This is a genomic window from Roseateles sp. GW821-FHT02E12 (assembly GCF_059421665.1).
Genome location: NZ_JBWKVK010000002.1, coordinates 327,797 through 341,647, shown reverse-complemented (window position 1 = coordinate 341,647; position 13,851 = coordinate 327,797). Strand labels below are relative to the sequence as shown.

At 69.4% G+C, this 13,851-nt stretch carries 17 protein-coding genes; 14 read left to right on the top strand and 3 right to left on the bottom strand.

The window, feature by feature from the left end; genetic code table 11:
• The first annotated feature begins 41 nt into the window (after nt 1-41).
• The 10 genes from AC07V5_RS12330 to AC07V5_RS12285 all read left to right on the top strand — a co-directional run bounded on the left by AC07V5_RS12330 (nt 42) and on the right by AC07V5_RS12285 (nt 9,184).
• Nucleotides 42-593 (top strand): outer membrane beta-barrel protein, encoded by a 552-nt coding sequence (locus AC07V5_RS12330; RefSeq protein ID WP_495117058.1) that lies wholly within the window; start codon nt 42-44, stop codon nt 591-593.
• A 28-nt stretch (nt 594-621) separates the two neighbouring features.
• Nucleotides 622-1,272 carry a glutathione-regulated potassium-efflux system oxidoreductase KefF gene (kefF, locus tag AC07V5_RS12325; protein WP_495115967.1) on the top strand — a complete coding sequence of 217 codons (651 nt, stop codon included), beginning with the start codon at nt 622-624 and terminating at the stop codon, nt 1,270-1,272.
• Complete coding sequence (gene kefC, locus AC07V5_RS12320) at nt 1,269-3,116, top strand: glutathione-regulated potassium-efflux system protein KefC (RefSeq protein WP_495115966.1); 1,848 nt, start codon at nt 1,269-1,271, stop codon at nt 3,114-3,116. The genes kefF and kefC overlap by 4 nt, the downstream gene beginning before the upstream one ends.
• Before the next feature lie 16 nt (nt 3,117-3,132).
• Nucleotides 3,133-3,696 carry an ECF-type sigma factor gene (locus tag AC07V5_RS12315; protein ID WP_495115965.1) on the top strand — a complete coding sequence of 188 codons (564 nt, stop codon included), beginning with the start codon at nt 3,133-3,135 and terminating at the stop codon, nt 3,694-3,696.
• Complete coding sequence (locus tag AC07V5_RS12310; protein WP_495115964.1) at nt 3,689-5,599, top strand: serine/threonine-protein kinase; 1,911 nt, start codon at nt 3,689-3,691, stop codon at nt 5,597-5,599. The genes AC07V5_RS12315 and AC07V5_RS12310 overlap by 8 nt, the downstream gene beginning before the upstream one ends.
• Nucleotides 5,600-5,674: 75 nt before the next feature.
• Nucleotides 5,675-6,607, top strand: a complete 933-nt coding sequence (locus tag AC07V5_RS12305) for a PEP-CTERM sorting domain-containing protein (protein WP_495115963.1) — start codon at nt 5,675-5,677, stop codon at nt 6,605-6,607.
• On the top strand, nt 6,529-6,960 hold the full coding sequence (locus AC07V5_RS12300; RefSeq protein WP_495115962.1) for a DUF1841 family protein: 432 nt from the start codon (nt 6,529-6,531) through the stop codon (nt 6,958-6,960). Before AC07V5_RS12305 ends, AC07V5_RS12300 begins: the two co-directional genes overlap by 79 nt.
• Nucleotides 6,961-7,205: 245 nt before the next feature.
• Nucleotides 7,206-7,562 carry a hypothetical protein gene (locus AC07V5_RS12295; RefSeq protein WP_495115961.1) on the top strand — a complete coding sequence of 119 codons (357 nt, stop codon included), beginning with the start codon at nt 7,206-7,208 and terminating at the stop codon, nt 7,560-7,562.
• Between the two features lie 111 nt (nt 7,563-7,673).
• Nucleotides 7,674-8,258 (top strand): TetR/AcrR family transcriptional regulator, encoded by a 585-nt coding sequence (locus AC07V5_RS12290; protein ID WP_495115960.1) that lies wholly within the window; start codon nt 7,674-7,676, stop codon nt 8,256-8,258.
• 155 nt (nt 8,259-8,413) lie between these two features.
• Nucleotides 8,414-9,184, top strand: coding sequence for an SDR family NAD(P)-dependent oxidoreductase (locus AC07V5_RS12285; RefSeq protein WP_495115959.1), 771 nt, complete (start codon nt 8,414-8,416; stop codon nt 9,182-9,184).
• Nucleotides 9,185-9,244: 60 nt separating this feature from the next.
• Here AC07V5_RS12285 and AC07V5_RS12280 read toward each other — a convergent pair whose 3' ends face one another.
• The 3 genes from AC07V5_RS12280 to flgA form a co-directional block, all read right to left on the bottom strand.
• Nucleotides 9,245-9,637: a hypothetical protein gene (locus AC07V5_RS12280; RefSeq protein WP_495115958.1), complete on the bottom strand. Its 393-nt coding sequence runs from the start codon at nt 9,635-9,637 to the stop codon at nt 9,245-9,247.
• Nucleotides 9,638-9,642: 5 nt separating this feature from the next.
• Nucleotides 9,643-9,975, bottom strand: coding sequence for a flagellar biosynthesis anti-sigma factor FlgM (gene flgM / locus AC07V5_RS12275; RefSeq protein ID WP_495115957.1), 333 nt, complete (start codon nt 9,973-9,975; stop codon nt 9,643-9,645).
• 148 nt (nt 9,976-10,123) lie between these two features.
• A complete protein-coding gene (gene flgA / locus AC07V5_RS12270; RefSeq protein ID WP_495115956.1) occupies nt 10,124-10,819 on the bottom strand; it encodes a flagellar basal body P-ring formation chaperone FlgA in 696 nt (231 codons plus the stop codon).
• A gap of 157 nt (nt 10,820-10,976) precedes the next feature.
• On the opposite strand from flgA, the gene flgB reads away from it, so the two are divergent.
• Genes flgB through flgE form a run of 4 tightly spaced genes read left to right on the top strand, consistent with a single transcriptional unit; the run spans nt 10,977 to nt 13,840 of the window.
• Nucleotides 10,977-11,390 carry a flagellar basal body rod protein FlgB gene (gene flgB, locus AC07V5_RS12265; protein ID WP_495115955.1) on the top strand — a complete coding sequence of 138 codons (414 nt, stop codon included), beginning with the start codon at nt 10,977-10,979 and terminating at the stop codon, nt 11,388-11,390.
• Between the two features lie 6 nt (nt 11,391-11,396).
• Nucleotides 11,397-11,813 carry a flagellar basal body rod protein FlgC gene (gene flgC / locus AC07V5_RS12260; RefSeq protein ID WP_495115954.1) on the top strand — a complete coding sequence of 139 codons (417 nt, stop codon included), beginning with the start codon at nt 11,397-11,399 and terminating at the stop codon, nt 11,811-11,813.
• Between the two features lie 16 nt (nt 11,814-11,829).
• Nucleotides 11,830-12,471: a flagellar hook assembly protein FlgD gene (locus tag AC07V5_RS12255; RefSeq protein ID WP_495115953.1), complete on the top strand. Its 642-nt coding sequence runs from the start codon at nt 11,830-11,832 to the stop codon at nt 12,469-12,471.
• A 31-nt stretch (nt 12,472-12,502) separates the two neighbouring features.
• A complete protein-coding gene (gene flgE / locus AC07V5_RS12250) occupies nt 12,503-13,840 on the top strand; it encodes a flagellar hook protein FlgE (protein WP_495115952.1) in 1,338 nt (445 codons plus the stop codon).
• Nucleotides 13,841-13,851 lie beyond the last annotated feature (11 nt).

Here is a 13,851-nt window from a genome sequence, read left to right as displayed (position 1 = left end):
CCGGTCACTTCCACCACCGACCGGAGCCTTGTTTGAAAGCTGTGCTGTTCCTCACCGTTGCCGCGCTGGCCACCTGCCACGCGCATGCCGCCGATCCCTATGTCGGCTTCAACCTCACCACACCCGGCGAGGCCAACTTCAACATCAACGGCCGCAACGTCCCCAACGACAACAACCCGCGTGCCGTCAAGCTGTACGCCGGGCTGCAGCTCACGCCAACCTGGGCGGCCGAGCTGGGCTACGGCGCCTTCGGCAGCTGGCATGCCACCGACCCCACGCCCGGGTCGACCTACCAGACCCGCCTGTCCTCCAGCGTCTTCTACCTGGCAGGGCGTGCCACACAGCCACTGAGCGAATCCTTCTCGCTGTTCGCCAAGGCCGGCTTGGCGCTGAACCGCCTCAGCCAGCACGACTCGCTGGGCCACTCGGCGCGCGAGACCTATGTGCGCCCCATGGCCAGCGGCGGCTTGGAGTGGAAGCTCGCGCCGCAGGTCTCGGCCACGGTCGAGTACGCCTACTACGGCTCGCGCCGCAGCGACGGTGACCGCTTCACGCAGCAAAAGGCCGAAGTGGGGTTGGCCTTCAAGTTCTAGTCGGGAGGAGCAGTTACCCTCGCGGGCCATGCCCGACAGCACCGCCCGCGACATCCTCGTCCTCGCCGCCCACCCCGACCTGGCCCGCTCCCACGCGACCCGCACCGTGCTCGACGCGCTGCGCGCCTCGCCGGCGGCCGATCGGGTCGAGCTGCGAGACCTCTACCGCCTCTACCCGGACTTCCACATCCACATCGACGCCGAGCAGCGCGCCCTCGAAGCCGCCAAGCTCGTCGTCATGCTGCACCCCATCTACTGGTACAGCATGCCGGCGCTGCAAAAGCTCTGGCTGGACGAAGTGCCGCGCCTGGGCTGGGCCTACGGCCCCGGCGGCACGGCACTGCATGGCAAGGACTTCTGGCTGGTGGCCTCCACCGGCGGCGGCGCCGAGGCCTATGCGCCGGGCGGCCACAACCACCACCCCATCACCGACTTCCTGCTGCCCTACCAGCAGTCGGCCCGCACCTGCGGCATGAACTACCTGCCGCCGCAGATCCTGCACGCGGCCCACCGCGCAACGGATGAAGAGATCACCGCGCACGCCGAACTGTTCGTCAAACGGCTGGCCCACTACCCCGAGTGGTGCGAACACATCGCCGAGCCCGCCGTCGGCGACGAAGAAGCCGTGGCGCTGGACGAGCGCCCGGCACTGTTCTCGACGATCGGGGGTACCGAATGACCCACGGCGCCTGGCTGCAACTGCCTCTGGTTTTTCTGGCCGCCGCCGTGCTGGCGGTGCCGCTGGCCCGCTATCTCAGGCTCGGCTCCATCCTCGGCTACCTCGTCGCCGGCCTGCTGATCGGCCCGGCCGTGCTCGGGCTGATCCCTGAGTCCACCGCCATCCCCGAGGTCGCCGAGCTCGGCGTGGTGCTGATGCTCTTCCTCGTCGGCCTGGAGCTGGAGCCCAAGCGGCTTTGGGCCATGCGCCGGCCCATCTTCGGCTGGGGCAGCGTACAGCTGCTGGGCTGCGCGGCCGCGCTGGCGGCCGTGGGCCTGGCGCTGGGCTACCCGTGGCGGCTGACAGTCGTTGTCAGCCTGGGGCTGGCGATGTCGTCCACCGCCGTGGCGCTGGCCGTCATGGCCGAGCGCAACCTCGGCCGCACGACGGCGGGCGAGAGCATCCTGTCGGTGGCGCTGCTGCAGGACATCGCGGCGATTCCCGTGCTGGCCCTCGTCCCCGTGCTGGCGCTGAGCGGTGCGCATGACGACGGCGATGGCAAGACCTGGATCGCAGCCGCCAAGGCCATCGGTGCCATCGTCACCATCGTCTTCGGCGGTCGCCTGTTGCTGCGCCCGGCGCTGCGCTGGATTGCCCGCAGCAAGACGCCCGAGATCTTCACGGCCGCGGCCCTGCTGCTGGTGCTGGGCACGGCGGCGCTGATGCAGGTGGTGGGCCTGTCGATGGCGCTGGGCGCTTTCCTGGCCGGCGTGCTGCTGGCGGAAAGCGAATACCGCCGCGAGCTGGAGACCGACCTGGAGCCTTTCAAGGGCCTGCTGCTCGGCCTGTTCTTCATCGCCGTCGGCATGGGGCTGGACCTCAAGTCCGTGGCCGCCCAGCCGGGCCTGGTGATGGCGCTGGTGACGGCGCTGCTGGTCTGCAAGATCTTCGTGCTGGTGCTGATGTCCAAGGCGATGAAGATCCCGCTCGTCGAGCGCCCGGCCTTCGTCATCCTGCTCGCGCAGGGCGGCGAGTTCGGCTTCGTCGTGTTCCAGCTCGCCCAGGGCGAAGGGATGATCAACGCGGCGCAGAACTCGGCGCTGGTGGCGTCCATCGCGCTGTCGCTGGCGCTGACGCCGCTGTTGCTGACCGGTGGGGACCGGTTGATGTCGCAGAAGCTCGCCCGCCGCGGGCTCAAGAAGCGCGCCGAAGCCGCGCCACCGCCGCCGTCGCCCATCATCATTGCCGGCAGTGGCCGCTATGGCCAGGTCGTCGCCCGCATGTTGCGCGCCAACGGCCTGGAAGCCACCGTGCTGGACCACGACTCCGAGGCCATCGAGAGCCTGCGCCGCTTCGACTGGACGGTGTACTACGGCGATGCGACGCGCCTGGACATGCTGAAGACCGCCGGCGCGGCGACAGGCCGCATCCTCGTCATCGCCATCGACGACATCGCGCAGAGCGTGGAGATTGCCCATCTGGCGCGCGAGCACTTCCCGCAGCTCACCGTCGTGGCCCGGGCGCGCAATGTGCAGCACTACTACCAACTGCACGAAGCCGGCGTGCGCCACATCGAGCGCGAAACCTTCGATGCCGCGCTGATGAGTGCCCGCAGCGTGCTGGAGCTGACCGGCATGGAGCCCCACGCCGCGCGCCGCCAGGCAATGCGCTTCAGGCGCCACAACATCGACGTGCTCAACACCATGGTGCCGCTGCAGGGCGACGAGGGCGCACTGATCGCCGCCGCGCGGCTGGGCCGCCAGCAGTTCGAGCAGCTGCTGGCCGCCGAGCGCGACGCCGAGGACGCGCACCGCAAGGCCCAACGCGGTGGCTGGGACAGGCACGACGCCGGCCCCACCTCATGAAGGGGGCGCTGTCGGCATGACGGCACCCGCCGACCTCACCGCGCTGCTGCAGGCCGCACGCGATGGCGATTCGGCAGCGGCTGGCGCCGTGTGGCCGCTGATCTACCCCGAGTTGCAACGCATCGCTCGCGCCCGGCTGCGCGGGCCCGGCGCGCCCAGCCTGGCAACCGAGGAACTGCTGCACGAGGGTTTTCTGCGCCTGGCCCAGGCGCCCACCGCGCCGCTGGCCGACCGCCACCACTTCTATGCGCTGGCCGCCAAGGCCATGCGCCACATCGTTATCGACCACCTGCGCCACCGCCGTGCGCAAGCCCGCGGTGGCGACTGGCAGGCGCTGAGCTGGGACACGGCCATGGTCGACATGGCAGCGCCCGCCGACGACCAGCGCCTGCTCGCGCTGGACATCGCGCTGGACGCCCTGGCCACGCTGGAGCCGGCCCTGGCCCACGTTGTGGAGCTGCGCTTCTTCGGCGGCTACACCGAGGCCGAGACCGCTGAGGCGCTGGCGCTGAGCGAGCGCACGGTGCGCCGCCATTGGGCCAAGGCACGCGCCTTCCTGCTGATGCAGCTCGATGGCTGAGCCTATCAACCCGGCGCTCTGGCCGCGGCTGTCGGCGGCATTCGACGCCGCGCTGGACCGGCCGGCCGCAGAGCGCGGGGCCTGGCTCGCCGCACAGCCCGACGACATCGCCAAGCCGCTGCGCGCCATGCTGCGCGCACACGAAAGCCAGGCCGAGCTGCCCACGCTGGACACGCCCTCGGCACTCGCGGCACCGGGCGAGCCTGGTATGCGGATCGGCCCCTACCGGCTGATCGAGCGCATCGGCGCCGGTGGCATGGCCGAGGTGTGGGGCGCCGAGCAGGTGGACGGCCCCATGGCCGGCCGGCGCGTCGCGCTGAAGCTGCCGCGCCCCGGCCAGCGCCTCAGCGAGCGGCTGGACGAGGAACGCACCCTGCTCATCGGCCTGGAGCACCCGCACATCGCACGGCTCTACGACGCCGGCGCCGAGGCCGGCCAACCCTGGCTAGCGCTGGAATGGGTGGCAGGCCGCACCATCACCGAGGCGCTGGCGGGCCGGCCGCTGCGTGCCAGGCTCATCGCCTTCCTGCAAGTGCTGGACGCCGTGCGCCATGCTCATGCCCGCCTCGTGCTGCATGCCGACCTCAAGCCCGGCAACATCCTCGTCGGCGACGACGGCCGCGTGAAGCTGCTGGACTTCGGCATTGCTCGCCTGCTGCACGCCGCCGGCCCGCGCGCTTTCACGCCGGGCCTGGCCGCACCCGAGCAGCAGCGTGGCGAACCGTTGACCGTGGCGGCCGACGTCTACGGCCTGGGCGGCGTGTTGGCCGCGCTGATGCCCGAGCGCAGTCGCGCACTAGCCGCAGTCATCGCCCGCGCGCAAGCGCAGCAGCCGGCCGACCGCTATGCCGACGTCGAAGCGCTGGCCGACGACATCCACCGCCTGCTGGACCACCACCCCGTGGCCGCGCTGCCGCATGCGCGCGGCTACCGCTTCGCCTGCTTCCTGCGCCGCCAGCGCTGGCCGTTGCTGGGCACCACGGCGCTGCTGCTCGGCCTCGCTGCCGCGCTGTGGCAGGCCGACGCCGCTCGCCACGAGGCCCGCCGCGCCGAGGCGGCCAACGCCTATCTGCTGGATCTTTTCAAGACGCTGGACCGCCGCGCCCCCGACGCCGCCCAGCCCGAGGCCGCGCTGCGCCGCCTGCTGGCCGAACGCATGGCCCGCATCGAGGCCACGCTGCCCACCGACCCCGACACCGCCGACGAGCTGCTGCGCATCACCGCCACGCTGCACGACTACCTGGGCGAGGCCAAGCGCAGCCGCGCCTTGAGCGAGCGCCGCTACGCCTTGCTGAAACAACGCCTGGGCCTGCGCCACGAGCGCACGCAGTTCGCCGGCATGGGTCTCGTCTGGCCGCTGCTGGCCGAGCAAGACCTGCCCACGTCAAGCGCGCTGCTGGCCGAGATGGACGCCGCGCTGCCCGCCACCGGGCTGCTGCGCGCCGAATGGTGGCTGGCCCGCCACGACCTGCGCCAGCGTGAAGGTGCTGCCCCCGACGAACGCGAAAGCCTGCTGCGCCAGGCCCTCGCCCGCTACGCCGCCGACGCGCCGAACGACAGCGGCCACGCCGCCACCTGGCTGGCCTTGAGCGAACTGCAGGCCACCACCGGCCGGCGTGCCGAAGCACTGGCCGCCGTCAACCAGGCGCTGGCCCACGTCGCCCACGCCCAGCCCTACATCGCCAGCGACCACGCCCGCCAGCTGCTGCACCGCGCCAGCCTCGTCGACGCGCCGCAGGACGAAGCCCAGGCGCTGCAACTGCTGCGCGGCAGCACAGGCCTGCGCGCCGCCTTCCTGAAGGAGCCGCTGGTTGCGCTGATCGCCCGCCGTTGCGCCAGCGATGCGGGTGCGGCCAACGCGCTGGCACAGGAAGCTGGCCTGCCCGCCTGCTCCACCCCCTAGCTTGTCTGGCCGGTTTTGCGGCCGGATTGCGTGTGTGGAGATGCGCCGCTGTTGGCGCTGACCTTGGGAATCCCCATGCGCGCTCTCGCCCTCACCCCGGCCACGTTCGTCCTGCTGATGGCAGCCAGCCTCCCGGCCGCCGCCATCAACTCGCAGCTCAGCGTGAACATGAACGTACACGCCACCAGCTTCCTGACGCCAGGCGACGGCGAGCAGCGCTTCGTGCCCACCCTGGACCTGCGCGACGACCCCAAGCTGGCGCAGATGCAGCACCTGTACGAGATCGCCAGCTATGCCGGCGGCCATGGCATCGGCCGCTTCGAGGGGCACGTCGGCCTGCTGCGCGCCTTCGCCTCGGGCAGCTTCCCCTACTGCTGCAACCTGGCCGGCAACCGCGTCAACTACGGCTATGCCGGAGCCAGCGTGCAGGGCAACTTCTACGACAGCATCGTTGTCTCCGGCGCCGGGCTGGCCGTGGGCACGCCGGTCAGCTACACGATCAACTTCCAAATCGGTGGGCATCTGTCCAACCCCAGTTTCGAGATCGGCGGCTTCCTGTCGGCCTACGGCGTGGCCGAGGCGCGCCTGGGCGACCTGACCACCCGTGAAGTGAAGATCCGCAGCTGGGACGCCAGCCGCGACGCACCGGGCAACTACCAGCTCACGCTGGACACCGAAGTGGGCCGCACCATCTACGTCACCGGCATGCTGGCCGTCGGCGCGTCGGTCAGCGACTACGCGCTGCTGGGCCGCTACGTGGAGGCCGACTTCGCGCACTCCGCCGGCTACCAGCTGGTGCCGTCAGTCGCCGGGCTCAACACGGTCGGCGCCAGCGGCTGGGACTTTGCGACGCCGGTGCCCGAGCCGGGTGCGGGGCTGCTGATGCTCGCCGGCCTCGCCGTTCTGGTGGCCCGGCGACAATTGAGCTCATGTTCGCCCCGTCCCAGCTCGAAGTCCGCCGTTTCTTCTGCGCCACCTACCGCAAGTGGCGCGACGGCGCGCCGCTGATCCCGATGGAAGCCATCGCGGCGGACTGGATCGCCGAGCACCCGGAGTACCACGCGGACCTGGCCGACGAGGCCGCGGCGCTGGAAAAGGTCTACACGGTGGAGGAAGGTCGCACCAACCCCTTCCTGCACCTGTCCATGCACCTGACGATCACCGAGCAGCACGCCATCGACCAGCCCTCCGGCATCCGCCAGGCGGTCGACCTGCTGAGCGCCAAGCGCAATTCGCGCCATGAAGCCCACCACGTGGCGATGGAGGCCCTGGGCGAAATGATCTGGGCCTCCCAGCGCAGCGGGATGCCGCCGGATGGGCACGCCTACCTGGACAAGGTGCGCCAGGCGGCAACCCGCTGAGCGCAGGCGTCCGCTGACCGCACGGCCCCGAGGTGGGCCACCACGGCACTCTGCGATTGCGCCGTTTATCGGCACAACGGTAATTTCAAATCCTCAATTGTTTGCATTTCGCAAACGACTCATTGCTTTGCACCTGGTGTTTCTACCGAGGGGTACTGCCTAGAGTTCAGCCCATGGACACCGCGGTCGCGATGCCCAAGCAAACACGGCGGAATAACCCGCCACGGAACTTGAAGGAAATCATCATGAGCAAGCTGTCCACCGTCTTCGCCGCCGCCCTGCTGATCGCTGCCGGTGCCGCCTCCGCCCAAACCACCCGCGAAGCCGTCATCGCCGACCTCGTGGCCGCCCGCAACAGCGGCGAACTGGCCGCCATCCAGGGTGAGAAGGGCATCGAAGTGACGGCGCCCGCCGCCGCCAAGACCGCCGCCACCGTGACCGCCAAGCTGCCCCGCCAGGCCATCCTGACGGTCAAGGCGACCGAGCTGCAAGCTGAGCAGACCGCTGCGCTGGCCGCCGACCACGGCGAGAACGCCGCTCGCGAACTGGGCGACTTCCCGGCTCCCGTCGCCCGCCGCGCCACGGCCCTGGCTGCCAAGTAAGCCGCCTCCCGCGCAACGACAAGCGGCCCTCCGGGGCCGCTTTTCTTTTGTCCGTTGACAAACCTACCAATTGGTAGGCAAACTCTCGACATCGACTCAGCCACCAGCCCGATGAAGCATTTCTCCGAACTCAGCCCCGCCGCGGAACGCGTCGTCGACGCCGCCGAGGGCCTGATGCAGCAGCAGGGCTACAACGGCTTTTCCTACGACGATGTGGCGCAACTGGTCGGCATCAAGAAACCCAGCGTGCACCACCACTTCCCCACCAAAGGCGACCTGGCCGCCATGGTGGTACAGCGCTACACCCACCGCTTCCGCGAGGCGCTGCTGCGCATCGAGGGCGGCCACGCCGGCGCCCGAGATCGGCTCCTGGCCTATGCCGAGCTCTTCGACCACACCTTTGCACGTGAGCGCCGCCTGTGCGTCTGCGGCATGCTGGGCGCCGAGGCGCATGACCTGCCGCAGGCCGTGAGGGACGAGGTGGCGCGCTTCTTCAACATCAATCTGCGCTGGCTGAACGACGCCTTCGAGCTCGGCCGCCGCGAGGGCTCGCTGGGGCCCAAGGCCCAGCCCGAGGCGCTGGCGCGTGCCTACCTCTGCGCCCTCGAAGGCGCCATGGTCGTGGGCCGCGGCCTGGCCGACGACCAACGCCCCACTGCCGTCGGCAGCGCCATGCTCGACCTCTGCTGGCACTGAGGCGAGGCCGGGAACAAGCCCTGCGGCCTGCGGGCCGAAGGGTTTGACGCCACACCACTGAGATTCCGGCCCGGCACCCGCTGAGCGGGGGTGCATCCATGGGCTTTTTCCGCTCGCGTTACCTACCAATTGATAGGTAGTCAAAGGAGATATTCATGACCCAGAACTTCACAGGCCGCAAGCTGCTCGTCATCGGCGGGGGCAGCGGCATTGGCGCCCGGGTGGCGGCCGACCTGCATGCCCAAGGCGCCGCCGTGGTGATCGTCGGCCGCAACGCCGCCAAGCTGAGGCAGGTGGCCGGGCAACTCGGCACGGACCGGGTCGCGACGATCCCCGCCGACATCACGACGCCCGAAGGCTTGGCAGCCATCACCGAAGCCCTGCAAGGCGCCCATCGCGACGTCGACCTGTTCGTCAACGCGGCCGGCGTGTTCGTGCCCAAGCCCTTCCTGGCGCACGAACCAGCGGACTACGACGCGTATCACGCCCTCAACCGCGCGAGCTTTTTCGTCACCCAGGCCGTCGCCCGCCTGTGGGTGCAGGCGCAGCGCCCGGGCGCCATCGTCAGCATCGGCTCGATGTGGGCGAAGCAGGCCATCGCGGCCACGCCGTCATCGGCCTATTCCATGGCCAAGGCCGGCCTGCATGCGCTGACCCAGCATCTGGCGATGGAGCTGGCACCCCACCGCATCCGCGTCAATGCCGTGGCACCGGCCGTCGTGGCCACGCCGATCTACGAGGGCTTCATCGCCAAGGACCAGATCGAGCCGACGCTGCGCGGTTTCGACGCCTTCCACCCGCTGGGGCGCGTCGGCCAGCCGCAGGACGTCGCCAGCGTCATCGGCTTCCTGCTGTCGGAGCAGGCAAGCTGGGTTACCGGCGTGGTCTGGGACGTGGATGGAGGCGTCATGGCCGGCCGGAACTGAAGCCGAGGCGGCAACAAAAAAGCCACCCGAGGGTGGCTTTTCTTGCTCGGGGCCTGTGACTCAGGCCTGGTAGCTGCCGCCGCCGGTGCTGCGGCGCTCGGCCTTGCCACCGGCGCCATACAGGCCGGTGGGTTCGCTGGGAATCAACACGTCCAGCGCACGGTCCAGCGAGGCGTTGCCACGGGCCAGGGTTTCGCGCTGGGCGGCCAGCAGGCCGCCGGCGCGTACGAGGCGGTTGCGCAGCGCGCTGGGCACGGTGCCGGTGCGGGCGGCTTCACTGAAGCTTTGCACGGCGCGGGCGAGGTGCTGGTGCAGCTCGGCTGCGTGCAACTCGATGGCGGCCGCGTCGCGGCGAGCCAGCGCGTCGCCAAGCTGGTTCAACGATGCCTCGACGGCCAGCAGGGGCTGTTCGAGTTCGGGGCCGAGCGGAGTAGGCGAAACGGTGGCTGTCATGGGATTCAGTGCTTGTTGGCGCGCGCGCTCAGCAATTCTTGCGCATTCGCGACCAACTTGTCCGCGATGGCATTGGCGTTGACCGTGAACTTGCCCTCACTGATGGCCTTGGCGATGCGGTCGACCTTGGCGGCGTCGAAGCTGCCATCGTCGGATCCGGCGCTGGCGGCCAGCTTGGCGGCACTACTGGAGATAGCGACCTGGGCGCTGGCTGCAGGTGCGGCAGCCGGCTGACGAACGATGTCGTTGCTCGGCGTGGGTTCGGGCTTTCGCGCAGCGGGGCGCTGCTCGGCCTTGGCCGGGCTGGCACTTCCATCAGGGCTGTTACCGATCTTCATTTGCTTCTCCAGGGTGCGGGGCGGGCCCCGCTGAGGGCATTGCAGGGGAGTTTCCACCTGTATCGGCCCCTGACCCAGGAACTTGAGAGAGAACTGGCGGGTTTTTCCGGCCAATTCGGCGTATCACCCCCGATTCGTGGTGCTTTGCTCACAGCAGCAGCTCCACTTTGCGGTCGCCGGTGGCCCGGCCACTGCCGATGCGGCCGCTCTCAAAGCGCACCCTGACCTCCTGGCCTTCGATGCCGGCAGACAGCGCCTGAGCCTCGGAGGCGACCGAAAACCCAGTGCCGACGGCCAACACCTGCACGGTCTCACCGGCCGCGAACCACTGCCGCGTCTTGAGCGCCGGCGCCCGCACCGCTTCCGCAGCCTGCAACGGCCGCGCGAGCGTGCGCCCGATCAGCAAGGCTGCGTCGGTGAAAACGGCGCCAGGTTCGGCGGCAATGTCGATATCGGCCAGGGCCAGCTGCTCTTGAGACAAATTCACGCCGGCCGGCAACGGGCCGTTGGCGACGACGGCGCGGCCGAAAACGGCGACGCGCACCGGCAGCGTCACGTTCCAGCGTGCAACGCCGTCGGTGCAGCGCAGACCGATACGGCTCTTGCCCCAGACGGCCATGCCAGGCGGCAGGTAAGGCTGCACCTGCTGGCAGGGCGCCAGGCGCAGGCGGGCGTCGAGCGCGCCGATCTCGACGGCGACGCGGGTATTGGGCGGCGCGGCGGCGCGGGCGGCCGTCTCGGCCAGCACGCGCACCCGCTCCAGCAGTGCCGGTTCAAGCACAGCCTGCGCCCACGCGGCAGGCGCGCCGAGCAGGCAGACGAGGAGCAGGGTGGCACGGAGCATGACCGCCACTCTAGGGAAGCAGGCGGGCGGCGCTAGGTCGGAATTGACGGGCTTTGCGCCCGCTAATCCCGCTCATGTTTTCGGGGCAGCTCCAGACAATTTGCGCAAGAGCCATCCCGGCCCTTGATGCCGAAAGCAACCTCGAAAGAGGCCCCAGATGTTGAACCGAATCACCGACACGCTGAACTTCCAGACCCAGGCGCTCACGCTGCGGGCGGAGCGCCAGCGCCTGCTCGCCAGCAACATCGCCAACGCCGACACGCCGGGCTACCAGGCGCGCGACATCAATTTCGCCAAGGCCCTGCGCGAAGCCACCGGCGAGGTCGCCACCAACGGCGCGCTGCAGACGACGCAACGCGGCCACATCGCGCCGCTGGCCGGTGCCCGCGGCGAAAGCGGCAAGGACTACGCGCTGCAATCCCAGACCAGCCTGGACAGCAACGGCGTCGACATGGACCGCGAACGCGCGAGCTTTGCCGACAACTCGGTGAAGTACGAGGCGACGCTGCGTTTCATCAACGGCTCGGTGCGAACCGCGCTCGATGCGATGAAGTCGCCCAACCAGGGGTAATACGCCATGTCGATGTTCCAGATCTTCAACGTCTCCGGCAGCGCGGTCAGCGCGCAGAGCCAGCGCCTGAACGTGGTGGCCAGCAACCTGGCCAATGCCGACACCGTGGCCGGCCCGGACGGCCAGGCCTACAAGGCGCGCCAGGTCGTCTTCCAGACGCAGCTGATGGGCGCGGGCACCGACGGCGGCAACGCCGGCGTGCGCGTGAGCACCATCACCGAGGACCAGACCCCCGGCCGCCGCGTGCACGACCCCAAGCATCCGCAGGCCGACGCCGACGGCTACGTGACCTATTCCAACGTGAGCCCGGTGGAAGAGATGGTCAACATGATTTCGGCCTCGCGCTCCTACCAAAACAACATCGAGGTGATGAGCACGGCCAAGAGCCTGCTGCTCAAGACCTTGCAACTCGGCCAGTCCTGACCGCTGAAAGCCCGCCATGGACATCACCGCACTCAACGGCAGCACGACGGGCACGCCCACCGTCTCAGCCAAGAACGCCGCCGAAACCCAGGACCGTTTCCTGAAGCTGCTCGTCGCCCAGATGAACAACCAGGACCCGCTCAACCCGATGGACAACGCCCAGGTGACGAGCCAGATGGCGCAGATCCAGCAGGTGACGAGCCTGTCCACGCTGGACACCAGCATCAAGGGCCTCGGCACCCAGCTTGGCCAGATGCAGGCACTGCAGTCCATCTCGCTGGTGGGCCGCGAGGTCAGCGTGCCCAGCGACAAGCTGAAGGTCGAGAACGGCGTGGCCGACGGCAGCTACGAGCTCGACGGCGCGGCCCAGACCGTGAAGCTCGAGATCCTCGGCGGAGCCGGCAACGTCATCGACACCGTGCAGCTGGGCGCCCAGGGCACGGGCCGCCAGACCTTCTCCTGGCCAGCCGGCACCAAGGTAGCCGAGGGCACGGAGGTCAAGTACCGCATCACCGCCGCCAACGGCGCCAAGGCCGTGACCTCCACGCTGTACGCCCACGACAAGGTGGACGCCGTCTACAGCGAGAACGGCACCCTCAAGCTGAATCTCGAACGCCTCGGCCCCGTGGACTACACGGCCGTCTCGTCCGTCAACTGAACCCTCACCCGCACGACAGCAAGGACTCCCCATGAGCTTCCAGCAAGGCCTCTCCGGGCTCAACGCCGCCTCCAAGAACCTGGACGTCATCGGCAACAACATCGCCAACTCCGGCACCTTCGGCGCCAAGGGCTCGCGGGCCGAGTTCTCTGACGTCTACGCCGCCGCGCTGAATGGCGCCGGCGCGAATCAGGTCGGCATCGGCACCAGCCTGCAGTCCGTGGCCCAGCAGTTCACGCAGGGCAACATCACGACGACCGAGAACCCGATGGACCTCGCCATCAATGGCGGCGGCTTCTTCCAGGTCAGCGACGGCGTGAACCCCACGCGCTACAGCCGCAACGGCCAGTTCAAGGTCAGCAAGGACGGCTCCATCGTCAACAACGATGGCCTCAAGCTGATGGGCTACCCGGCCAACGGTGCCGGCGTCATCCAGCCGGGCACGGCCCAGCCGCTGCAACTGCCCACCGGCGGCATCCCGCCGGCGACGACGGCGAACGTGACGATGGAGTTCAACCTCGACTCCCGCCTGAAGACGACCGCCCCGGGCGGCGGCACCGGCCTGGGCATGGACTTGAAGGACAGCGCCACCTACAACAACGCGACCTCGCTGACCGTCTACGACGCCAAGGGCCAGGACGTGGCCGTGACCTTCTACTTCCAGAAGGCCGCCACCTCGGCCACCGGCGACGACATCTGGAACGTCTACGCCACCGCGAACGGCACCCCCTTCGACACCGACGCGGCGGGTGCGGCCATCGCGCTGGATGCCTTCGGCAACCCGACGGCGCCCTACACCACCATCACCTTCCCGCCCACCGGCGGCGCGCCTTCCGGCATCGTGGGCAGCAGCACCACGCCGCCGGGCGACATCCCGATGAACGTGCCTGCCGGCACCAGCACCCGCGGCAACTCGACGCTCGCAATCCCCGGCATCCAGCTCTCGCTGGCCGGCGCGACCGAGAACGGCAGCAGCTTCGCGGTGACCAACCTCAGCCAGGACGGCTACGCGCCCGGCCAGTTGACGGGCATCCAGGTCGCCAACGACGGCGTGGTCCAGGCCCGCTACTCCAACGGCCAGAGCAAGCCGGCCGGCCAGGTCGAGCTCGCCACCTTCCGCAACCCGCAAGGCCTGCAGACCATGGGCGGCAACGTCTGGATCCGCACGGTCGCCTCGGGCGACGCGGTCGTGGGCGTACCGGGCGACGGCAACATGGGCGCGCTGCAATCGGGTGCGCTGGAAGAAAGCAACGTCGACCTGACCGCCGAGCTCGTCAACATGGTGACGGCGCAGCGCGCCTACCAGGCCAATGCGCAGACGATCAAGACGCAGGATCAGGTCCTGCAGACGATCGTGAACCTTCGATAAGCACTGAAGGC